17 protein-coding genes and 4 pseudogenes are annotated in these 21,579 nt (G+C 62.9%); 4 read left to right on the top strand and 17 right to left on the bottom strand.

Translation table 11 applies throughout. The annotated features are described in order from the left end of the window. Window positions 1-57 precede the first annotated feature (57 nt). From AB4074_RS23135 to AB4074_RS23120, 4 genes and pseudogenes are all read right to left on the bottom strand, one after another. A pseudogene (locus AB4074_RS23135) lies at window positions 58-1,158 on the bottom strand (IS256 family transposase); the annotation flags it as partial. Between the two features lie 653 nt (window positions 1,159-1,811). Further along, window positions 1,812-2,228, bottom strand: a complete 417-nt coding sequence (locus AB4074_RS23130; RefSeq protein ID WP_441415486.1) for a DUF3841 domain-containing protein — start codon at window positions 2,226-2,228, stop codon at window positions 1,812-1,814. Between the two features lie 30 nt (window positions 2,229-2,258). Continuing rightward, the gene (locus AB4074_RS23125; protein WP_441415485.1) at window positions 2,259-2,471 is read right to left on the bottom strand and encodes a hypothetical protein; all 213 of its coding nucleotides are present in this window, start codon (window positions 2,469-2,471) and stop codon (window positions 2,259-2,261) included. A gap of 526 nt (window positions 2,472-2,997) precedes the next feature. Next, on the bottom strand, window positions 2,998-3,456 hold the full coding sequence (locus AB4074_RS23120; protein ID WP_441415487.1) for a putative immunity protein: 459 nt from the start codon (window positions 3,454-3,456) through the stop codon (window positions 2,998-3,000). Between AB4074_RS23120 and AB4074_RS23115 the strand changes: the two are divergent. Continuing rightward, window positions 3,412-3,570: pseudogene (locus AB4074_RS23115) on the top strand (acyl-CoA dehydrogenase family protein); the annotation flags it as partial. The gene AB4074_RS23120 and the pseudogene AB4074_RS23115 overlap by 45 nt on opposite strands. A gap of 57 nt (window positions 3,571-3,627) precedes the next feature. Here the strand turns inward: AB4074_RS23115 and AB4074_RS23110 are convergent. The 13 genes and pseudogenes from AB4074_RS23110 to AB4074_RS23050 all read right to left on the bottom strand — a co-directional run bounded on the left by AB4074_RS23110 (window position 3,628) and on the right by AB4074_RS23050 (window position 17,144). Continuing rightward, window positions 3,628-4,335, bottom strand: a complete 708-nt coding sequence (locus AB4074_RS23110; RefSeq protein ID WP_441415484.1) for a FadR/GntR family transcriptional regulator — start codon at window positions 4,333-4,335, stop codon at window positions 3,628-3,630. A 10-nt stretch (window positions 4,336-4,345) separates the two neighbouring features. Continuing rightward, window positions 4,346-5,473 (bottom strand): L-talarate/galactarate dehydratase, encoded by a 1,128-nt coding sequence (locus tag AB4074_RS23105; RefSeq protein ID WP_441415483.1) that lies wholly within the window; start codon window positions 5,471-5,473, stop codon window positions 4,346-4,348. A gap of 60 nt (window positions 5,474-5,533) precedes the next feature. Continuing rightward, window positions 5,534-6,949: pseudogene (locus AB4074_RS23100) on the bottom strand (DUF222 domain-containing protein); the annotation flags it as partial. A 63-nt stretch (window positions 6,950-7,012) separates the two neighbouring features. Beyond that, window positions 7,013-7,252, bottom strand: coding sequence for a hypothetical protein (locus AB4074_RS23095; protein ID WP_441415482.1), 240 nt, complete (start codon window positions 7,250-7,252; stop codon window positions 7,013-7,015). Window positions 7,253-7,315: 63 nt separating this feature from the next. Continuing rightward, window positions 7,316-8,644, bottom strand: coding sequence for an enolase C-terminal domain-like protein (locus AB4074_RS23090; protein ID WP_441415481.1), 1,329 nt, complete (start codon window positions 8,642-8,644; stop codon window positions 7,316-7,318). Further along, window positions 8,641-10,260 carry an aldehyde dehydrogenase (NADP(+)) gene (locus AB4074_RS23085; protein WP_441415480.1) on the bottom strand — a complete coding sequence of 540 codons (1,620 nt, stop codon included), beginning with the start codon at window positions 10,258-10,260 and terminating at the stop codon, window positions 8,641-8,643. Before AB4074_RS23085 ends, AB4074_RS23090 begins: the two co-directional genes overlap by 4 nt. 11 nt (window positions 10,261-10,271) lie before the next feature. Beyond that, window positions 10,272-11,186 (bottom strand): 5-dehydro-4-deoxyglucarate dehydratase, encoded by a 915-nt coding sequence (gene kdgD, locus AB4074_RS23080; RefSeq protein WP_441415479.1) that lies wholly within the window; start codon window positions 11,184-11,186, stop codon window positions 10,272-10,274. Window positions 11,187-11,358: 172 nt separating this feature from the next. After that, window positions 11,359-12,759 carry an MFS transporter gene (locus AB4074_RS23075; protein ID WP_441415478.1) on the bottom strand — a complete coding sequence of 467 codons (1,401 nt, stop codon included), beginning with the start codon at window positions 12,757-12,759 and terminating at the stop codon, window positions 11,359-11,361. Window positions 12,760-12,954: 195 nt separating this feature from the next. Then, window positions 12,955-13,839, bottom strand: coding sequence for a LysR family transcriptional regulator (locus AB4074_RS23070; RefSeq protein WP_441415477.1), 885 nt, complete (start codon window positions 13,837-13,839; stop codon window positions 12,955-12,957). Between the two features lie 50 nt (window positions 13,840-13,889). After that, a pseudogene (locus tag AB4074_RS23065) lies at window positions 13,890-14,171 on the bottom strand (aldehyde dehydrogenase (NADP(+))); the annotation flags it as partial. 218 nt (window positions 14,172-14,389) lie between these two features. Continuing rightward, the gene (locus tag AB4074_RS23060; protein ID WP_441415476.1) at window positions 14,390-15,526 is read right to left on the bottom strand and encodes a mandelate racemase/muconate lactonizing enzyme family protein; all 1,137 of its coding nucleotides are present in this window, start codon (window positions 15,524-15,526) and stop codon (window positions 14,390-14,392) included. Continuing rightward, complete coding sequence (locus AB4074_RS23055; protein WP_441415475.1) at window positions 15,523-16,482, bottom strand: dihydrodipicolinate synthase family protein; 960 nt, start codon at window positions 16,480-16,482, stop codon at window positions 15,523-15,525. The genes AB4074_RS23060 and AB4074_RS23055 overlap by 4 nt, the downstream gene beginning before the upstream one ends. Continuing rightward, a complete protein-coding gene (locus AB4074_RS23050; protein ID WP_441415474.1) occupies window positions 16,479-17,144 on the bottom strand; it encodes a GntR family transcriptional regulator in 666 nt (221 codons plus the stop codon). Before AB4074_RS23050 ends, AB4074_RS23055 begins: the two co-directional genes overlap by 4 nt. Window positions 17,145-17,257: 113 nt before the next feature. On the opposite strand from AB4074_RS23050, the gene AB4074_RS23045 reads away from it, so the two are divergent. From AB4074_RS23045 to AB4074_RS23035, 3 genes are read left to right on the top strand one after another with little or no spacing between them, the layout of a single operon-like run. Beyond that, window positions 17,258-18,604 carry an ABC transporter substrate-binding protein gene (locus AB4074_RS23045; protein WP_441415473.1) on the top strand — a complete coding sequence of 449 codons (1,347 nt, stop codon included), beginning with the start codon at window positions 17,258-17,260 and terminating at the stop codon, window positions 18,602-18,604. 4 nt (window positions 18,605-18,608) lie between these two features. Further along, window positions 18,609-19,538, top strand: coding sequence for a carbohydrate ABC transporter permease (locus AB4074_RS23040; RefSeq protein WP_441415472.1), 930 nt, complete (start codon window positions 18,609-18,611; stop codon window positions 19,536-19,538). Beyond that, entirely contained in the window at window positions 19,535-20,443 is a 909-nt protein-coding gene (locus tag AB4074_RS23035) for a carbohydrate ABC transporter permease (protein WP_441415471.1), read from the top strand. Before AB4074_RS23040 ends, AB4074_RS23035 begins: the two co-directional genes overlap by 4 nt. Window positions 20,444-21,579 lie beyond the last annotated feature (1,136 nt).

Here is a 21,579-nt window from a genome sequence, read left to right as displayed (position 1 = left end):
GGTTACGTCCCGCTGAGTGGTGGAGTTTTCTCGACACCGTGCAGGTCAGTTATTTGATTATGCTGCCGTGAGTTCGGGAAGCAAAATCGCCTCCGCGATCGGCGTGGCGGGGGTCGTGTTCATGGCCTTGAGTTCGGTCATGGAGGCCTCGGAGAGGTAGCGGCGGTCGCCGGCTTCCCATTCGTCGTGTTGCTCGACGAGGACCGCACCGGCGAGCCGGAGAAGGGCAGCCGGGTTGGGGAAGACGCCGACGACGTCGGTGCGTCTCTTGATCTCTTTGTTGACGCGTTCCATGGGATTCGTGGACCAGATCTGGCGCCAGTGCCTGGCCGGGAATCCAGTGAACGCGAGCACGTCGTCCCGTGCGTCGCCGAGCATCGCGGCGACCTTCGGGTGGGATTTGAGAAGCATCCGGGTGACCTCGTCGAACTGGGTGTTCACGTGCCCGGCGTCGGGCTGGGCGAAGGCGGTGCGGATGATCGAGGCGACCATGTCTTGGGATCCCTTCGGCACGGTCGAGAGCACATTGCGCATGAAATGCACTCGGCAGCGCTGCCACGTCGCGCCCTGGAACACCGTGCCGATGGCTTTCTTCAGGCCGGTGTGGGCGTCGGAGATCACCAGTTTCACTCCGTCCAGTCCGCGGGCCTTCAAGGACCGCAGGAACGCGGTCCAGAATCCCTCGTTCTCGCTGTCGCCGACGTCGAAGCCCAGGACTTCCCGGCGCCCGTCCGCGGCCACGCCGAAGGCGACCACGACGGCCTGGGACACGACGCGGTGCCCGACGCGGGCCTTGCAGTAGGTGGCGTCGAGGAACACGTACGGGTAGTCCATGGCCGAGAGGTCGCGGTCCCGGAACGCGCCGACTTCGTGGTCCAGGTCCTCGCAAATCCGGGAAACTTCGGACTTGGAGATCCCGGTGTCGGCCCCGAGCGCTTTGACCAGGTCATCGACCTTCCGGGTGGAGACCCCGTGCAGGTAGGCCTCCATCACGACAGCGTAGAGGGCCTGGTCGACGCGGCGGCGGCGTTCCAGCAGAGCCGGGAAAAACGACCCGTTCCGCAGCTTGGGGATCTTCAGGTTCAGGTCCCCGGCGGTGGTCGTCAGGGTCCTGGAAGCAGGGCAGACTGGTCTAGAGCCATCGTGTGTTTGTGTCCTTTGTGAGTTCTTTGATCGGTACTCACTGACCATCGCACGATGGCTCACTACGTTGCCGGAGCAACGCGCAACCGCTGAGATCTACACCACTCGGCGGGACATAACCATCAGCTTTTTATGAGCCCCTGCGGGGGCGTTTTGTGGTCCTCTGTCTCGTTTCCTGGTTGGGGGAGTGTTCTGCGGTCTTGCTCTTTCATAGTGGGTTTGGGACCGGACTACATGACCGCCCTGCCTTGGGGGCATGGGGTCGCGCCCAGATGCGATTTGCGCACCGCAACGCGGGCCAGGTGTGTTGGCAGCTCTGTCAGGCTGCCGGTGATATTCCGGGCGTGTCTGTCAGATTTGGGCGTCGTTCTGATAGCGGAGCCTTCGCTGGGTATGAGGGGCCGGAGTGCAACTTGGGGTACCGGGAACAATCCAAAAGTTCGCGAGGAAAACTAGCGACACAGGAGCGTTGAACGAATCTTTGGATGGCGAGCGGCGCGTAGCGGCTTGGTTGCATGGAGGTCCCCCCAGCGCCAATGAAGCGGCAGAACGAGACGAAGCTTGAATCGGTCAGGGTACGACACCGCTGCACACTGTCCCGGCTGAAGCTGAGGGGACGTGATGGCGCCCGTGGAACACGTCCGGCAACGTTCAGGCGCGTCCCTTGGTTAGTCCACGAAGCGGACTGCCTCCGTCACGTCTTCGGCATGCAGTTCATGTACGGTCGCCGTCCAGTAGGAGGTCCTGGGGTAGTTGCTTGGGTCTAAAATCGTTTCCCAGCTCGCTTCAATCTCGGGCCGAAGGTCCTGCGGCCAGGTGCTGACTGGATCGTGTTCGACGCCGGCTGCGGATACGCGGTCAAAGAAGTCATCGAGCACGAGGTTGAGCCGGTCGCCGTAGGCGTCATCGCTTTCACCGGGGAGGGCGAGGATGTTGGGTGATCCGTTGAGTACCCGGTGCCAGTCGTCGAACTCGGACAGGAGCACGCGTTCCCGGGGGATCCGGCAGGTCAGCAGCACCTTCCCCCGGGACCGGCGGCAGTGGGCCAGTAGGTCCTGGCGCCCGATTTTCGCCCAGAGCCACAAGGCGCCGTCGCCCCTGGTTGGCAGGCGGGACTACATCTGCCGGTACATCCACGCGTAGGCGTCCGGGAACTCGGTCCAGGCCCGGGCAGGGTCGGCCACGATGCGTCCGGTGGAGAGGAGCTGACCGACGGCGTCCTCGGTCTGAAGGGTGTGCAGCAGCAGGCATGGTGCGCCGATGTCGTGGGGGATGCGCCCGGGCGGGACTCCGCGGTCGCGGCGGGCGGTGCGCAGGGAAAACGTCACGGGCTCAGCATGTATCGTCCCTCCGACACGAAAGGGAAGGCCGGGCCATCCCATGGGGCAAATTACTCTCAGATCCGACTATGGGACGCGGCCGATAGTGCCGGGTTTGACGGGATCGGTTAGATGTCGGATCGGGACAACAGCGCCCGCGCCTGGATGCTTTTCGATGTCCGTGTCCAGCAAAGCGACCTCGACATCGTCCCGGGAAGCGGCTTGGTGTCTCGCGTCAGGCGACGGTTTCGTCTGGCTGGTCAATAGGTGTGCGTCTCTGAAAATCGACGTCCTGGAGCGGTAAGTGCAGATCCGCGCCCGGCCCTGCCTGACGGTCTATTTGGGCCGGGAATGCCAGTCGATGGCGTCTGTCACGCCCTCCGCCAGGCGACGGAGTGTGCCGGCAAGGCTGGTGTCAGGCTGCCGCAGCCTCGTCGACGATGGAGTGGATTTCCTGCCACGTGATCCAGCAGACCGTCTCGGGGATGGCCTGGACGAGATGTTCGACGTCGGCAGCTGGCAGGGCTGCCGCGGACTACAGTTCCTCCAACCCGATGGTGACCCCTCGATGAGGTCGACGCGGCCGGCTGACTGAATACGGAGCGGGGGAGGGGAGTCGAGAATCAGCAGAAGCAGCTTGTGCTTCCGCGGGCCGATCATCAAGGCAGGGTACTCGCGTGCAAGTTGTGTCGTCTGGAACTGGGCGGCCGTCCGCGTGCCTTTGGCTTCGATGAGCACCGTGGCGTCCTCCGTCCAGATCGCGGCATCCGGCTGGACCCGGATACCGTGCATTCATGTGCTCGAGTTGCCAGGAGATCTCCTCAGAGATGGCCGTGGGCTGATCCGGAGCGGCCAGCCCGGCCGCTTTCGCGGCGTAGGCGGCTGCGCCGAGAGCGTGCGCGCCCATGTGAGCGACGCCGGCAGCTTGTCCAGCAGCCCAGGCGGCCGCGCGATGGGCCGGTCCATCCTGGGCGGAAACGGCATTGTGACCGATTATCGGATGGCCAAGATCTTTGCCGATGCCGAAGCAATTTTCACCTGCGAGGGCTTGTTCGAGATCAACTCGCTCATTGTGGGCCGGGCCATGACAGGGGTTTCCGCGATTGTTGAGGGGCTCGGACTGCCAATTGCGCAGCGGCTGCGCGATTGCCGACGTCTTCTCCGTTCAGTCTTGGTGCCTGCGGGTTGCGGACATCAGGCGCCTTCGGGAGTTAGTGAGATGGGTGCGCATGGCCGCAGCCGCGGCAGATTCATCACGGTCTGCGATCGCGGCGTGGATGGAAGTATGTTCGTGTATCACCTGTTCGACGTGGTCCGTCGGGTAACGCTCATCGCCGGTCATGAGCCTTGTTCGCGGCATGGTGATCATCGTCTGGCCCAGGGACGCGAGGCAGTCGGAGTAGAAGGGGTTTCCGGTGGCGGCTGCTATGGCGCGGTGGAATTGGTAGTCGGACTTCATCGCATGTGCGGGGTGTCCTGCAGTGACGGTAAATTCCTCCAGTGCGGATTTGATCGCCTTCAGGTTGCGTTCGGTATGGTTGCGGGCAGCCAAGGCGGCTGCTTCCGATTCCACTCCTACCCGGAATTCAAGGAGGCGGAGTCGGTCCTCCACACTCGTGACGGGCCTCGTCCCGTGGCGTTCGGTGTTCCCGGTGGGGGGCGGGGTCAGCGCAAAGCTGCCGCGCCCCCGTTCGGTTTCGACGAGTCCCTCAGCCTGAAGCCGGGTGAGTGCAGCGCGGACGACGGTGCGGCTTACGCCAAACTCACCAATGAGGGTGTTTTCGCTCGGAAGCTTTCCGCCTGGCTGGATGGCGCCGTCGACTATGCGGGCGCGCAGCTCCGCGGCAAGGTCGGTGCTCAGGTTCCGGCTCATGGGTTCAAGGTTACTTGCCGAACTCCACGGATTCAGTGGTCCATGCGCGTGCCTGGTCGCTGAGGGTCACGCCAAGTCCCGGACGGTCTGGGACGAGCATGCGGCCGTTCTTGGTTTCGAGGCGTTCGTTGAACAGCGGATCGAGCCAGTCGAAGTGTTCCACCCATGGTTCGCGCGGGTAGGCAGCAGCGAGGTGGAGGTGGATTTCCATGGCGAAATGCGGTGCCAGGCCAAGGCCTCGTTCGTCCGCGAGGGCAGCGAGGCGCAGGAACTGGGTGATGCCGCCAACGCGGGGTGCATCCGGTTGAATGATGTCGCAGCCGTTGGCGTTGATGAGACCCTTGTGTTCGGCCACCGAAGCGAGCATCTCGCCGGTGGCGATAGGGGTATCGAGGATCTGGGCGAGATGTGCGTGGCCCTCGAAGTCGTATGCGTCCAAGGGTTCTTCGATCCAGACAAGGTTGAATTCCTCCAACTGGCGACCCATACGCAGGGCTGTGGCGCGGTCCCATTGCTGGTTGGCGTCCACCATGAGGGGCACGTCCCAGCCGATGTGCTCGCGGATACCGGCGACGCGGCGAAGGTCTTCGGCAGTATCGGGCAGGCCCACCTTGATCTTGATGCCGCCGATTCCTTCGTCCAGGAGGACTGTGGCGCGGGCCTTGACCTCGTCGAGGGAGGCGTTGAGGAAGCCGCCGGAGGTGTTATACGTCTGGACGGAGTCGCGGTAGGAGCCCAGGAACTTGGCGAGCGGCAGGCCGGCGCGCTTGGCCTTGAGGTCGTAAAGCGCGATGTCGATCGCAGCGAGTGCCTGGGTGGCCACTCCGGAGCGGCCCACGGAGGCACCGGCCCAGAGGAGCTTGGTGTAGATCTTGCCGATGTCGTTGGGATCCTCGCCGATGAGGCCTTCGGCGACTTCCTTGGCGTGCGCGTACTGGGCCGGGCCGCCAGCGCGCTTGGAGTAGCTGAAGCCGATTCCGCTGTGTCCCTGCTCGGTGAGGATTTCGGTGAAGAGGAAGACGACCTCGGTCATGGGCTTCTGGCGCCCGGTGAAGACCTTGGCGTCGCTGATGGGAACGGCCAGCGGAAGCCGCGCGGTGGAAAGCTTTACGTGCCGGATGAGATCGACGGTGGTCATTGGTTCTCCTGGGAAACAAGTAGTTGGGCTACATCGCCCGCGCACTTAGGATACAAGTGGCTAACTTATATTACAAGTGCGATGGGGGTTGACCTTTGGAGGCTGCGAAGGTCGAGAGTTCGCTTGCCAATTTCGACCGTCTGCGGGGCGAATGGATCGATAGTGGTTGCGTCGGGGCCCTTGGCGCGGGTCGACATGGGACGGCGGGATGAACCAGGGAATGCCGGTCTTGACCTGGATTTGCCACAGTTCTTTATGAATCAGGTGGTGGTGATGCGAGCAGAGGAGGGTCCGTTGTCGGTGCTGGTGGATCCTCCTTGTGACCAGTAGGTGATGTGGTGGGCTTCGCACGAGGGTGCGGGGATGGTGCAGCCCGGGAAGGTGCAGCCTTGGTCGCGGGCGGTGATGGCTTTGCGGATGTGCGGCGGGAAGATCCTTGTGGTGCGGCCGATGTCCAGGACGCGGCTCTGGCTTCCGAGCAGGATGGGGATGATGTCGGGGTCGCAGGCGATTTTGCGGACGGTGGAGGCGGTGACGGGGCCGGTGAACGTGAATTACCCGGTGCCGGGGATGCCGGCTGTGGTGGTGCTGGAGGTTTCGTGGCCGTGTTGGCCGCTGGGGGTCTTGGAGTTGGCGGCACCGCCCGAATCCGTGCCGCCGGAACCCGTGGGAGTCCGGTCCGGAGGGGGGTAGCGGGACCTTGGGCTGTGTGGTTGTTCGAGGCGGTCCAGGAGGTCGCGGTAGTCGATGGTGACCATGACCTGCGGGCGGAGCCCTCCCGCGGCGGGGAGGGTGCCGGTGCCGGCTGCGGTACCGGCGCCGTTTCCGTCTGCGTCGTTGCCCGCCGTGGTGCCGGTGTGGTTGCGGGGGTTGTTGGCGGTGTTCATGACGGTGAGAAGGTGTTCGTACTGGTCGGTGGTGGCGAAGATTTCCAAGGGGTGCAGTCCGCGGCGGGCGGGCGGGGCGGAGGAAGGCCCCCTGGCGGTGGCGGAGCTCGTTCTCGGTGGGTTCGGTGCCGTCCTGATCGATCGCGTCAGTCCAGCGGCGGGCGATGCGGGGGAGGAAGTCGGTGTCGTTCTCGGCCGCGGTGCCGGTCAGGGCGTGTTCCATCCGGGCGGTGGTGACGGCGGGGGCGTGGTGGCGGACGCGGTCCAGGGCGGCGGTGATGATGGTCGCGGGGTGGGAGGCGATGGTTCCGGCGGCGAGGGCCGCTGCGAGTTCGGGCCGTTCCGGGGGCTGGGGGTGGCCGGTGATCCCGGTGGGGGGCAGCACCGTGGCCGCCAGTGCGATCCGGCGCCGGGATTCGGCGGCGCTGATCCGAAGCAGGGCCCTCCGGAATTCGGTGGTGGTCCGGTATCCGTCATCGGCCGGCTCCGGTCCGGCCGAGCCCGGCCGTCTATGGGCTACCGGATCGCTGACAGCAGCGGCGGCAGCAGGCAGCTTGGCCCACCGCAACGTCCCTCTTGCTGCAAGATCCCCCATGGCTTCCATGCCATAACTCTGCCAAAGGGGGCAGACATTATTAGCGATGACCGCCGTTCAGGTAAGGGCAATCAGCCAGGTGCCTGATAACCACTGCCCGGTAATCATCCGGACGGTAACTATCGAACCAGCCACGCCACAACGAGCAGCGCGCCGACACTCAACAAGCGCGCCGACGCTCAACAATGTGGTGCAGAGGATCACGTCGCGGGCAACGGTCATGCCGCGGCCGTAGCGGGAGGCGAAGAGGAACACGTTCTGTGCGGTGGGTAGTGCGGCCATGATCACGCTGGCCAACAGATGCTGTGCGGAAGGAGGACCGGCCGCGCGGAAGCTGCCTGCCCAGCGCCAGCCAGGAGCCTAGCGCACCAGGCAGGGGCGCTTCGGATCGAAGGCCCAGCCGTCGATGTAGTACTGCATGCCGATGCTGTCGTCGCGGGCATCGAGCCCGTGTTCCAGGTAGAGCTGGTGTGCCTTGTCCAGGGCATCGCGGTCCAGCTCGATGCCCAGTCCGGGGGCGTTCGGAACTTCTATAGTGCCGTCCTTTATCTGCAGCGGGTTCCGGGTGAGGCCCTGCCCGTCCTGCCAGATCCAGTGCGTGTCCAGTGCCGTGATCTCGCCGGGGGCGGCTGCACCCGTGTGGGTGAACATGGCCAGCGAAATGTCGAAGTGGTTGTTCGAGTGCGAGCCCCAGGTGAGCCCGAATTCGTGGCACAGCTGCGCCACCCGGACGGAGCCGTGCATGGTCCAGAAGTGGGGGTCCGCCAGTGGAATGTCCACGGCGTTGCTGCGGATGGCGTGGGACATTTCGCGCCAGTCCGTGGCAATCATGTTCGTGGCGGTCTTGAGCCCGGTGGCGCGGCGGAATTCCGCCATGACTTCACGCCCGGAGAAGCGCCCTTCGGCGCCGCAGGGATCCTCGGCGTATGCAACAACGCCCTGCATCCTCTTGCCGAGCCGGATGGCTTCGTCCAACAGCCAGCCACCGTTGGGGTCAAGGGTGACGCGGGCGTCGGGGAAGCGTTTAGCCAATGCCGTGACAACGTCCACTTCGTCGTCTCCGGAGAGCACGCCGCCCTTGAGCTTGAAGTCGCTGAAGCCGTACCGTTCCTGGGCGGCCTCGGCCAGGGCCACCACCGCTTCGGGGGTCATGGCTTCTTGACGGCGCAGCCTCTCCCAGCGGTCCGACGGCGCGGCCTCCATCAGATATGGCAGGTCCGTCCGCCGCCGGTCACCGATGAAGAAGAGGTATCCGAGCATCGGGACCGAGCTGCGTTGCTGCCCGTCGCCGAGCAGCTCCGCGACTGGGACGCCAAGGAACTGCCCATGGAGGTCCAGCAGTGCGGATTCGACTGCGGTGACTGCATGGACCGTGGTACGCAGGTCAAACGTCTGCAGTCCGCGGCCGCCGGCGTCGCGGTCGGCGAATTCCGCCGCAATTTCACGCAGCAGGGAGCGGTGCCGGGCCACGGGCTTGCCGGTGATCAGGACGCCAGCCTCCTCGATGGTGGCGCGGATCTTCTCCCCGCCGGGGACTTCGCCGAGGCCAGTGCGGCCGTCAGTGTCGGTAATGATGACCACGTTGCGGGTGAAAAACGGTCCATGCGCGCCGCTGAGGTTCATCAGCATGCTGTCGTGGCCCGCGACCGAGACTACTTCCACCCGGGCGATAGTGGGCTGCGTGCTCATGCGTTGACCACTGCTTTCTCTGATGCGTCCGCCGGGACAACCGTGCCGTCGATCCGGCGGTTCAGGTGCCACGGGTTGGCATCCTGCAGCGGTGCCGGAAGCAGTTCCTGGGGCAGGTTCTGGTATGCGACGGGCCGCAGGAAGCGTTTGATTGCCAGCGTACCCACGGAGGTGGTCCTCGTGTCCGACGTTGCCGGAAAAGGCCCGCCATGGACCATGGCATGTCCTACTTCGACGCCGGTGGGCCAGCCATTGACGATGATTCGCCCCACCTTCTGTTCCAGGGCGTGGAGTAGTTGGGCCGCCGTCGGGTAGTCCTCTTCGGTGAGCTGCAGGGAGGCGGTGAGCTGCCCCTCGAGCCGGTTGGTGGCTTCGACCAGTTCCCCGGCGGTGGAGTAGCGGATCACCAGGCTGGCGGCACCGAAGATCTCTTCGTGCAGCACGCGGTTGCCGATGAAGTCCGCGACGCCAGTGCCGAAGATGGTGGGAGCTGGTGCGTTTTCGGTGGGGCCGACGGTGCCTTGACCGACGATGGTCACGTTGTCGGCGGAGCCGAGCGCTGTGGCGCCGGCGTTCCAGGACGCGGCGATGCCTTCGGTCAGCATGGTCTGGCCGGCACAAGCGGATACTGCGCGTACGACGGCGGCAGCCAGTTTGTCGCCTGCCTCGCCGGCGGGGGCGAACAGTAGGCCGGGGGAGGTGCAGAGCTGTCCGGAGCTGCCGGTGACGGCGGTGACGTATTGCTGCGCCAGGGCGTCGATTTGTTCGGCGGAGGCGCTCAGGGCGCCCGGGAAGACGAAGACCGGGTTGAGCGAGGACATTTCCGCGTAGACGGGGATGGGTTCGGGGCGTGCGGCGGCCGTGCGCATCAGCGCGATGCCGGCGCTTTGGGAACCGGTGAAGCCCACGGCCTTGATGGCAGGGTCAGCCACGAGGGCCTGGCCGATGCTGTTGCCGGGGCCGTAGATGAGCGAGAAGACGCCGAGGTGGAGCCCGGAGTCGCGGACGGCCTTCACGATGGCCTGGCCGACAAGCTCGCCGGTGCCGGGGTGGGCGTTGTGGGCCTTGAAGACCACCGGGCAGCCGGCGGCGAGGGCGGAGGCGGTGTCGCCTCCCGCCGTCGAGAAGGCCAGCGGGAAGTTGCTGGCACCGAAGACGGCCACCGGTCCCAGTGGTATCTGGCGCTGGCGGATGTCGGCGCGGGGGAGCGGGGTGCGCTCCGGTAGGGCAGGGTCGATGCGGACGCCGCGGAAGTCGCCCTGCCGGACCACGGAAGCGAACAGGCGGAGCTGGCCGGTGGTGCGGGCACGTTCGCCGTGCAGCCGGGCTGCGGGCAGTCCGGTCTCCTGGCCCGCGCGGATGATCAGCTCGTCGCCGATGGCTTCGATGTTGTCAGCGATGGCATCGAGGAATGCGGCGTGCGTCTCGGGATCGAGAGCACTGAAAGAGGCGTACGCCTCGGCGGCCGCAGCGGTGGCTGCCTTGAGCTGCTCTTCGGTGAGCAGGGTGTATACGGGTTCCAGCCGTTCGTTGCTGGCGGGGTTGAAGCCAAAGGCGGTCTTGCCTTCGCCTGCGACGGCCTGCCCCGCGATCAGGGAATGTCCGGTGAGTGTCATGGTTCTGATTCCTAGGAGACGTTGGCGCTGAGTGCTTTGAGGTCGGCGAGGTCCCGCGGCGTGAGGTTCTGCAGTGGGGGACGCACCCCGCCTGCCGGACGGCCGATGGCATCGAGGCCACCCTTGACGATGGAAACGGAGTAGCCCTTGACCCTGTCGCGGATATCCAGGTATGGGATCACGAACTCGTTGAGTTTCTTATTCACGGCAACCCGGTCGTTGTTACGGACGTCCTGGTAGAAGTCCAGGGCAAACTGCGGGACGAAGTTGTACATGGCGCTTGAATAGGTGCTCATGCCCAGCTGCAGGAGAGGGAGTGCAAAGGTCTCTGCTGTGGGCAGGCCGCCGAGGTAGAAGAGGCGGTCGCCAAGCTTGGCGTAAACCCGGGCGTCGTGCTCAAGGTCGCCGACGCCGTCCTTGAACCCTATGAGGTTCTTGTGCCGTTCTGCCAAGGTCGCGACGGTGGTGTCTTTGTAGATGGCATTTGCCCGGTTGTAGATAATCACACCGAGAGACGTGGCGCTGCAAACGGCACTGACATGGTCAACCAGCCCCAGCTGGTCCGCTTCGGTCAGGTACGGGGGCAAGAGCAGGATGCCTTCGGCGCCCGCGGCCTCGGCAGCCCGGGCGTTCTCAATAGCCTGGGCGGTGGATCCGCCGGCCGAAGCCAGCACCGGCACAAAGTTTCCGACTTCCTCCACCGCTGTGCGGACCACCCGCGCGGACTCTGCGGGCGTGAGGGAGAATCCTTCGCCGGTGCCGCCAGCTGCGAAAAGCCCTGCCACAGGAAAGCTGGCCTGCCATGAGAGGTGTTTGCGGTAGTTTTCCTCGTCGAATTGCAGCTGCTCGTCAAATGATGTGACGGGGAAGGAGAGCAGCCCGTCCTTCAAGATTGTTGCCAGTTCCTGGGGCGAGTATTTTGCCACGGTGTGGTCCTCCAAGTTGCGCCGCGTCGCGGCTGGTGTTGATGGCTCGTTTTCAGACTATGCATCACACTGATGCCTGTCTAAGAGTCTTTGTGTATGCAGTGATACCCCCAGGGCATCACGCCTTTGGCTCCGGGGGTATCACTGGAGAGAAAGGTGGCGCTAGGCCGCGCTAGGCCGGTATTTTGTCGGCGGTGGACGCGGTGCTTGTCTTGAATTCAAGCCGCTTGACCCGGCCCATGATCAGGTAGCCAATCAAGGCAATGGCACCGTGTGCACCGACAAACCAGAGGGCGACATCGAAGGAGCCAGTTGCGGCGATGATGTAGCCGATGACGATGGGTGTGACGATGCCGGCGATATTGCCGAAGGCGTTCATGATGGACGCCGAGACACTGTTTGCTTCCTTGGGGGCCATGTCAGTGGCGAATGCCCAGCCGAGTGCGGCGACGCCCTTGCCGAAGAAGGCGAGCGTCATGAGCAAGACGATGACGGGGGTGCTGTCTGTGAAGGGGCAGAACATGATCAGCATGGCCAGTGCCATGCCGGCGATGGATGGGATTTTCCGCGCCGCAGTCAGCGACATTCCCCTGCGCAGGAGGTGGTCCGAGATGAATCCGCCAAGGAGGCCTCCGGCGAAGCCTGCCAGAGCGGGGATAGCGGCGATGAGGCCGGCCTGCAGGATGTTCAAATGCCTGCTGCTGACGAGGTAGATGGGGAACCAGGTGATGAAGAAGTAGGTCAGGGCGTTGACGGCGTACTGTGCAACGTAGAGGCCCCAGAACATGCGACTCGTGAACAACTCCTTGAACTGCGCCGCTGTGACTGTCGACTTCCGGTTGGACAGGGTGGCTGACTCGTCCAGGTCAACGAGGCCGCCTCCGGAGCGGATGGTGTCAATTTCGGCTGCGGTGACGCGTTTGTGCTTCGACGGAACGTTCATCCAGCGGAACCAGACGATGGCCATCGCCACGCCCAGGACTCCCAAAGCGTAAAACCCTAAACGCCAGCCGAAAGTGTATGTCATCCAACCAATGAGGGGGGCAAACATGGCCGTAGCAAGGTACTGGGCGGAGTTGAAAACGGCCGTGGCCTGGCCGCGTTCCTTGGTGGGGAACCACATCGTGGTGATGCGTGCGTTCGCCGGGAATGCCGGCGCCTCCACTATGCCCAGGAACAGACGCAGACCGAAGAGGATGCCGACAGAGACCAGGACGGGTGTAGAAATCAGACCGACAAAGCCCACCACTAGGGTTGCGAGGGACCACAACGTCAGGCTCCAGCCGTACATTTTCTTGGCCCCGAAGCGGTCCAGCAGATACCCGCCCGGAAGCTGCCCGACGACGTAGGCCCAGCTGAAGGCGGAGAAGACGAAACCGAGCTGGACTGACGACATGCCGAGTTCCTTCGTCATGTCCGTGCCGGCGATGGACATGCTGCTGCGGTCGGCGTAGTTGACGACGGTTATGAAGAAGATCAGTCCGAGCACCAGAAACCGTGTGTGGGACCTCGCGCGGCCGATCCGCGGTTGCGCGGTTTTCTCGACGGGCGAATCAAGAGTGGGTTTGGACATCGACGTTCCTTATCTGGGTAAATAATTCCGTCATCTGCGGCGGCGCCGCAAGAAAGGCGGCGGTTCGGATCGCGTGACCCGGAGCACATATGCGTTACCCAAATACTAGGAGCGGTAAGTAATGCACGTCCAAGACGCTTTCCGCATTGTTAGATGCTGTCAAGGTATTACCGATTGGGTGGAGGCGCCGGAAGCTCAGTTGGTATTGAAGTCGAAATTGCGGAGTAGCCGGGCCAAGGACGGGTTGGTGACTCGCCGGTTCCAGATCGCATGGAGTTCAACAGGTTCCCCGTCGCTGCTGGCCAGTGGCAGGAACTGGACTCCTTCGATTCCAAGCTTGACAGCCGAGTGGGGGACGAAGGCGACTCCGCGCTTAGCCGCAACCAAGGAGACCATGGTGAGTATTTGGCTGACCGTGTGCACGACGTTGCCGTGCTGGACGGGAAGCAGCCGGATAACGAGGTCGTAAAAGTACCGGGCTTGAGTGGGGGAGTGCATGATGAGGGGCTCGTCCTTGAGGTCCGCGTCGGTGACGTCCCTTTCCAGAAAGGACAGCCGGTGTCCGGTCGGTACGGCAAGCATCATCGATTCGCGGTAGAGCATACGCGAATCGAAAACATCCGTATCAAAGGGAGGCCGGGCCAGCCCAAGATCAAGCTCACCAGTCTGCAGGCCCTTGATCTGCTCTCCCGTCACGAGCTCATGGAGATCTATGTCCACATCCGGAAGAAGTACCCCGATTTCCTCCAGTAACGGACCCAAAATGCTGAAGCCGCTGGTGGCTGTGAAACCGATTCGTAGCAGCCCGGATCGCCCCGAGGCGATGCGGCGGGCCGTCACCGGCGCCCGGTCAGCCAGCGCCATCAGGCGCCGGGCCTCCTCCAGAAATGCCTGGCCGGCATGCGTCAGCTGCACTTTGCGGTTGTCCCGTTCCAGCAGTTCCGTGCCGACGGTTTTCTCGAGCTTCTGGATCTGCCGGCTCAGCGGCGGTTGAGTCATGCTCAGGCGTTCAGCGGCGCGGCCGAAATGCAGTTCCTCGGCAACGGCGATGAAGCCCGCCAACTGATCGAAAGTAAACATTATTCCCTCTGGGTGTCACCTGATGCGGATCAGGGCTTGGACATGCATCGTAGGCCGGTCTCCTGGCCTGCACGGATGATCAGCTCGTCGTCGATGGCCTCGATGTTAGTGGCGATGGCTTCCAGGAAGCCGGCGTGCGTCTCGGGATCGAGGGTGCTGAAGGATGCGTACGCCTCCGCGGCCGCGGCGGTGGCTGCCTTGAGCTGCTTTTCTGTGAGCAGCGGGTAGGCGGGTTCAAGGACTTCGTTGCTGGCGGGGTTGAAACCAAAGGCTGTTTTGCCTTCGCCGGCGGCGGCCTGCCCTGCGATCAGGGTATGTCCGGTGAGTGTCACGGTGGTTACTCCTAGGAAGGATGGATCAGGAGACGGTGGATAAGGAGACAGTGGATCAGGAGACAGTGGCGATGAGTGCTTTGAGATCGGCCAGGTCCTGAGGTGCCAGGTCCTGCAGCGGGCGGAATCTGCAGGGTAGCTCTTCTGCGGCGACGAGTCTGACTGAACCGGGGGCCTTGGCCTCCGGGACCACCGGCCAGTATCGCAGGCGGGACGTCTCAGCAGTAGGCGTGGGACCCGTCGGGCCTGGTGGGCAGTTGACGTTCCCAATGGATGTAGTTGTCCTCTGTCAGGGCCGACTCGTCGATGTTGATACCCCAGCCTGGGCGGTCCGGGCGCAGTTCAAGGTGGCCGTCCACGGGGAGGTACGGATCGGGACACCAGCTGGTTTCCTCCAGTTTGTACTCGAGGATGGAGAAGTTACTGCAGGCCGCCGCGAAGTGAAGGTTGTGCGCAACCGCCAGCGGACCCAACGGGTTATGGGGCGCCACGGTAGTGAAGTGCGCTTCGGCTATGGTGGCGATTCTGCGCATTTGGGAGATGCCGCCCACTACGCAGATGTCCGGCTGGACGATGTCCGCGCCGGCCCCGGAGAGGAGGCTCAGGAATTCGTTGGCTGAGTAGAGGCTTTCACCGGTGGCCAGCGGGACGTTGAGTTCTGCGCGGAGCCGGTGCCATGCGGGAAAGTACTCGGGCCGGATGGGTTCTTCGAAGAACAGCGGCTGGTACGGCGCGAGTGCGTTCCCTAGCTGGATGGCTTGGAACGGTTCGAATATTTTGGCGTGGGCGTCGAAGGCGAAGTCCCATGCGTCGGGGCAGGCTTCCCGGACTGCGCCGAAGTAGTTGGCTGTCTCGGTGACCACGAGCCCCCATCTGCGGTTGTGTAGGTCTCCCCGGAATGGGCTGAGCTTGAAGGCGGTGAATCCGTAGCGTTCGTTCAGCTCTTCAGTGACTGTCCGGCATTCGGCTGGGTCCGGGGCTGAGTAGACGCCGGCGTAGACCGAAACCCGGTCACGCACTGCCCCTCCCAATAAGGCGTAGACCGGCACGCCGAGGGCTTTTGCCGCGATATCCCAGAGGGCGTGATCAATGGCCGAGATCGCCGCCAGTCCGATTGCCCCCTGGGGGAACCTCGCCTTGCGGATGAGTTTCTGGGTCACGAACTCCACTCGCCGTGGGTCATCGCCGTTGATTTGTTCGAACATGTAGTCCAGCACGGGCACCAGCGCCCAGTCCGGGCCGTGATTGTAGGCTTCACCCCACCCTGAAATTCCTTCATCCGTGTCCACCCGCAGGAGCAGCCGAGGCCGGTTTCCGACGCGCTGCATGAAGGTCTTGAATCCGGTGATCTTCATGCGATCACCGGCGCTTGGGAGTGCGGTCGCTGGGCACTTTCCGGCATGAGGTTGTGCATGGTGCTCCACTCGGAGAGTATGCCGGTGATTTCCTCACGGGCAGCGTCACTGACTTCGTAGCTTGGGGGCCTGATGGACCGGTCGCAAAGGCCAAGTTGGGCAAGTGCTTCTTTGACCACGCTGACGTTGTTGGCGGATCTGTCTTCGGCCCGCATTTCCTCAAAACGGGAGATCCGTGCAAGCAGAGTTCCGGCGAGGGGGTAGTCTCCGCGGCGCAGGGCGTCACGTAGGGACAGCGATAGCTGGGGATTGACATTGACCAGGCCTGATGTGAATCCGGTTGCGCCATGCGCAGCATAAGAAAGGGCGTACGGTTCAGCCAGGCCGGCGATCCATACAAAGCGGTCAGCTCCTGCCAAGTCGCGGATACGGGCAAATTGAGTCGGATCCGCCAACGCATACTTGATTCCAATGATGTTGGGGCAGCCGCTGGCGAGCTCAACCAGCATGGGACCGGTCACCCATTCGTTGCGGATGTAGAGCACGAACGCCATGTCAGGAGCGGAGGAGGCAATCTGGGCGTGGTAGTCCACCCAGCCTGCAGCGGAGACATGGGGGTGGACCGGCTGGTGGATCATTGCCATGCGGATACCCACGCTCCTGCCAATGCGCAGGTCCGAGATGGCCGTCTCGACGTCGTACCCGATACCGAGGAGCAAGGATGCTTCGGCTCCCACTGCCTCAGCCGACGCCTCGATGAGTTGGCATCGTTCAGCGGCCGTCAATGCGTAGAACTCGCTGGTGTTTCCGTTAGGCGTGATTGTAGTGACGCCGTTGGCCACCAGCCGGTGCAGCAGCTTCGTGTAGGCGGCTATGTCCGGCGCGCCGTCCCGGTAGGGGGTTACGGGAATGGCGACAATGTCAGCCAGGGCTGTCCGGAGCTCAGAGAATGTCATCGTTTCCCTTTGGCGATCTGTCCGACTGCCCGGACCTCGAAACTGTGGATGTGGTTGAGTACCAGCTCCGCCGCACGCCCGGCTTCGCCGTTTCGCGCTGCTGCAAGGATTTCGGCGTGCTCTGTCGCCTCTGTCTCCCATGAGGGCTGCTGTATCCAGGCGTTGACCGAGATGAGGGCCGTCTGCTCACGCAACCCGTTCAACATCTCCACGAGGACAGGGTTGCCGCAGTTGGAATAGAGGAGCTCGTGGAAGTCCCGGTTGGCGAGGCTCCTTTCGGCTTCGTCCTTCGCGGATGAGGCACGATCGAGTGCGTCCTGGGCGAGGTCCACGTCCAGCCCGCGTTCTACTGTCCGGGCGACGGCGACCGGCTCGAGGAGTGAGCGGACGTCGAAGACGCTGCGCGCCATCTCCTCATCCACAACGCGGACAGTGGCGCCCTTGTATTCGCTCATCGTAACCAGGCCGGCACCGACGAGCGTCTTGAGGGCTTCCCTGACGGGGGTTTTGGAGATTCCAAAGCGGCGGGCCAGCTCAGTCTCAACCAGGGCGTGCCCTGCGGGAAGCTCACCCGTCAGTATCGACCGCCTAAGCGCCTCCACAACGAGGCCCGTCCGCGATGACGATGGCAATAAACCGCTAGGCATGACTTCCGTACTCACAATAAATTCCTTTCCATGACACTGATCATATCAGGTGTACGGTGTGTAGTATACGATGTATGAGAGCGGCGGTTCGCCGGATTTTCCGGCTCACGCCTAATGAGAGGAACGCAATGAAGCGTATGAACAAGGGCCTGTCCCCCGCGGGGATTCTCAGCAGAAGAAGGGCCTTATCGGTCGCGGCCATTCTCGCTGGCACATTGGCGCTGGGAGCCTGTGGGACGGGAGCAGACACCGGCTCTGCTCAGAAGGGTGACGTCGTTCTGGAACTGTGGGACACGGACACCCGCCCGGAACGCACAGCGAACCTGAAGACCCTGATCAGCATGTTCGAAGCCAAGAACCCGGGAATCAAGGTCAACTATCTGGGGCTGCCCACTGATTCATACATGCAGAAGATCAGTACGGCCATCGCCACCAAGGCGACGCCGGACATTATCACGCCCAAGGCCTCCGACATCTCGGCTCTCGTCGCTCAGGGCGCGCTGGCGCCTCTCGATGCCGATTTCAAAAGCGGAGGATGGGAAGACAAGATCTCGCCTGCGATGACCAAATCTTCACGGGCCGCGGCGCCCGACGGCAAGCTCTACCTGACCCCGGCAACGAGCCTGGCCGACGTCATCTACTACCGCCCGGATCTCTTCAAGAACGCCGGGCTGCCCACCCCCGCAACATGGGATGACTTCTACGCTGCGGCGCAGAAGCTCACCGACAAGTCCTCGGGTAAGTTCGGCTACACCCTCAGGGGCGGCAACGGATTCTTCTCCCAGTTCGTCCAGATGGTCTACCCCCAGGCTGGAATGGAGACCTTCTTCCGCGAAGACGGCACGTCAACCCTCAACGACCCGGCGGTCATCGCCGCGGCGGAGAAGTACGCAGCCCTGTATGGCAAGGAGACAGCAGCCAGCGACCTGACTGCCGACTTCAAAACGATGGTGGCCCAATTCGGTGCCGGCGGAGCGGCTATGCTCAGCCACAGCATCGGGTCCTATCCAACCCATGTCACGGCCCTGGGCGCCGACAAAGTCGGAGCGGTGGTCCCGTTTCCCTCAGCAACCGGCAAGTCCGTTCTGACCGGCTTCATGACGACGGGCTTCTCAATGTTCCAGGCCAGCGCACACAAGGAAGCCGCCTGGAAGTTCCTCGAATTCACCATGAGCAATGAAGGCAACAGCTTCTGGGCCCAGAAATCCGGTTACCTTCCGGGCAATACTGAGGTCGCCAAGGAATCGTGGGTGACACAGAACCCTGCAATGCAGGCATCGGTCAAGGCGCTCGAGAACAAGGGCGCGGTACTGCTGGAACAACCTTTCTACCTGCCCGAGTTCAACTCGATTACCACCACCGAGATGCTCCCGAAATGGCAAAAGGTCCTTCAAGGCCAGCTGTCCATGAAGGACTTCCTGACCGCCAGCGCCGAGAAGCTGACCAAGGCCCAGCAGAAGTACATGAAGAAGTAACGCCATGGCAGTCATAACTCCCACCCGCCCGCCGAAACATCCGGCACGGTCAAGACACGCAGACCTGAGACGTCTCTATCCCTACTTCCTCATCGGTCCGGCGGCGATCCTGACCCTCGTGTTCCTGGTCTACCCCGTCGGCAGCGTCTTCTACTACAGCCTCCAACATTCGAACGTGACGCAGCCCTGGAACGACGGTTTCGCCGGCCTGGACAACTTCATCGCCATGGGCTCCGATCCCCTCTTCTGGCGGAGCCTTGCCTTTACCGGCCAATGGGTGACCGTGGAGGTCGGGCTGCAGTTCGTCTTCGGACTGGCACTGGCGCTCCTGATCAATAAGACCTTCATCGGGCGCGGCCTGGCCCGTGCGCTCGTGTTCTCGCCCTGGGCCGTTTCCGGGATCCTCACCACCACCATCTGGATCCTCATCTACAACCCCTCAACGGGGATCGGCCGCTACTTCGCGGACATGGGCATTGGCGAGTACGGCGCCTCCCTACTTTCAGGCAGTGGCACCACATTCTGGGGCGTCGTACTGGCTGAGATGTGGAAAGGCATTCCCTTCTTCGCGATCCTCATCCTTGCCGACCTTCAATCCGTGTCCCTGGAACTCTACGAATCCGCCGAGGTGGACGGAGCCGGCACCCTCCGGAAATTTGTGTCCATCACCTGGCCGCACCTCCGGCAGGCCATCATCATCGCAACACTCCTCCGGGCAGTGTGGGAATTCAACAACGTTGATCTTCTCTACACCCTGACCGGGGGCGGACCCGCGAGTTCCACAACAACCCTTCCCCTTTACGTCGCCCAGACAGCCATTCATGACCGGGACTTCGGCTACGGTTCGGCGCTAACCGTGGTCGCCTTCGTCATTCTGACGTTCTTCTCGCTGCTATATCTGCGCATCACCAAGTCAAAAGAGGATGACAAGTGACTTCATTGCTTCCCCAGGCGCCCACCATCACTCCGGCTCAGCCAGGAGGCACCGGCACACCGGAATCACGACCGATGAGCGCACTGAAAAAGCGAGAGCGCCTCTTCGACAGGGTCCTGACCTACGCGCCGTTGACGCTGTTCCTTCTCTTCACACTCATTCCGTTCTACTGGATGCTGCTGTTTGCCTTCCGGCCCGCCGGCTCCACCTCGCTGGTGCCGTGGCCCATCACGTTCGACCATTTCGCAACCGTGTGGAACGGGTCAGGCTTCGGCATCTACTTCCAGAACAGTTTTTTCGTCGCCGGGATGAGCCTGCTCACGTCCACCGTCATAGCGCTGCTGGGCGGCTACGCCCTGGCCCGCTTCAGGTTCCACGGCAAGACACTTTTTCTGGTGGCCATGCTGTGCACCCAGTTCGTGCCCGGCGCCATGATGCTCATTCCGCTTTTTGAGATCTTCAACGCCGTTGGCCTGACCAATAACCTGTGGAGCCTCATCATTTCCGACACAGTCTTCCACCTTCCCCTGTCACTGATCCTCATGGCCGGCTTCATCCGAAACGTCCCCGTGGAACTCGAAGAAGCTGCATGGGTGGACGGCTGCACCCGCATCCAGGCCTTCCGGCTCGTGGTCCTCCCGCTCTTGAAGCCAGGCATTGTCGCCGTCGGGTCCTTCGCGTTCATCAGCGCCTGGAATAACTTCCTGTTCGCCATCATGTTCATGAGCACCCAAAGCCGTTTCACGGTTCCCGTGGGCCTGAGCTATCTGCTGGGGGAGTTCGGTGCGGACTTCGGAGCCCTTGCTGCAGGCGGGGTCGTCGCCATCATCCCCGTGGTCCTCCTGTTCGCTTACGTACAGAAGTTCCTTGTCCAAGGACTGAGCGCCGGCGCAGTCAAAGGCTGACTCCCTCCGGCTGCATCGTGGGCCAGCCGAACCCCGGCCGCCCACCACACCTCGTCCAGTAGCCTGCTGATAACGGAGGGCTTGTGATCAGGTTCCATACCCACACGGTAATGCCCGCCACACACCGTAATGCCCGCCATCAACCGTCGTCCGCAGGTATGAAAGCTGACATCTCGGCCGTCGCCCTCCGTGCGGAAGAGAGGCGCTAAAGGCTGGCTGATAGTGCGGTCAACGGGCTACGTCGTCATCGAGCTCAAGACGGCCAAGTTCCAGCCCGAACACGCCGGTTATGCGCAGTGGGACGTTATGCCTGTGGCGGCATGATTCCAGGGACGGTTCAAAGACCCAAACCGTGGTGGCCCACCTGCTGACGAGGCGTCGAATCGCGATCGCTGCGGAAGGGTCGTAAGTTCGAAGCTCTACCCTTGAGGTTGTAGATCATATTGTTGTGCGGTCGATGGGAAGCTTGCGGATTCGGATCTGCGGGTGTTGACAGTGTCAACACTTTTGGCTTCGGATTGGGTCGTACATCGGCCGGACCGGCCCGTACTCGGCATGTTTTCTGGACTTCCCAGTGTTTCCAAGGCCCGGAATGCGGTTCGAGTCCCACCTCGGGCACAGTGTTTCCGCAGGTCAGAGGCTATTTGGCCCCTGACTGTTGACAAAGCTTGACTTTACGCCGCGGTTGGGTGTCGCCGAACCCGATACCAATGGCGTTGGTTTGACGGGACGTAGCCTCTTGATTGATGTGGCGGCAGGGAGGCTGCGATCTTCGCTGGTGCCATCCCATGGGCTAGTAGAAAACCGTCGCCGCACGGCCGATCCGCCTTTCTGGTCCGAAGGCGTCTGGACGGCCGCTACTTGTGCAGACGCTGTCAGTAGTTCGGCCGAGTCGGCCTGCTTGCTCCTCCGCTCTTTGCCATGCGGCCCCGGACATCGCAGTACCCGATGTTCACGACGCTTCCACATCACCGGCGCCTAAGCCCCCTTGGGTTCTAGCGGTCGTTGCAACACCCCAGATTTTCGGGAGTTGCAACGACCGTGTCGTCTTCAAATCAAGAATCTTCTTTAAGGGGAAAATCGGGTCCCGTGCCCGCGCCGCCACAGAAGAACACCTACAGGCGGTACTCACAGGC

The organism is Arthrobacter sp. 2MCAF14, from assembly GCF_052115645.1.
GTDB lineage: Bacteria > Actinomycetota > Actinomycetes > Actinomycetales > Micrococcaceae > Arthrobacter.
This window is presented reverse-complemented; position numbering and strand designations above follow the sequence as displayed.

Bases quoted from the DNA above. Each gene is read 5' to 3' on its own strand.
- AB4074_RS23110 (WP_441415484.1), bottom strand. From the start codon at position 4,335: ATGAGCCGGAACCTGAGCACCGACCTTGCCGCGGAGCTGCGCGCCCGC.
- AB4074_RS23105 (WP_441415483.1), bottom strand. From the start codon at position 5,473: ATGACCACCGTCGATCTCATCCGGCACGTAAAGCTTTCCACCGCGCGG.
- AB4074_RS23090 (WP_441415481.1), bottom strand. From the start codon at position 8,644: ATGAGCACGCAGCCCACTATCGCCCGGGTGGAAGTAGTCTCGGTCGCG.
- AB4074_RS23085 (WP_441415480.1), bottom strand. From the start codon at position 10,260: ATGACACTCACCGGACATTCCCTGATCGCGGGGCAGGCCGTCGCAGGC.
- AB4074_RS23075 (WP_441415478.1), bottom strand. From the start codon at position 12,759: ATGTCCAAACCCACTCTTGATTCGCCCGTCGAGAAAACCGCGCAACCG.
- AB4074_RS23070 (WP_441415477.1), bottom strand. From the start codon at position 13,839: ATGTTTACTTTCGATCAGTTGGCGGGCTTCATCGCCGTTGCCGAGGAA.
- AB4074_RS23060 (WP_441415476.1), bottom strand. From the start codon at position 15,526: ATGAAGATCACCGGATTCAAGACCTTCATGCAGCGCGTCGGAAACCGG.
- AB4074_RS23055 (WP_441415475.1), bottom strand. From the start codon at position 16,482: ATGACATTCTCTGAGCTCCGGACAGCCCTGGCTGACATTGTCGCCATT.
- AB4074_RS23045 (WP_441415473.1), top strand. From the start codon at position 17,258: ATGAAGCGTATGAACAAGGGCCTGTCCCCCGCGGGGATTCTCAGCAGA.
- AB4074_RS23040 (WP_441415472.1), top strand. From the start codon at position 18,609: ATGGCAGTCATAACTCCCACCCGCCCGCCGAAACATCCGGCACGGTCA.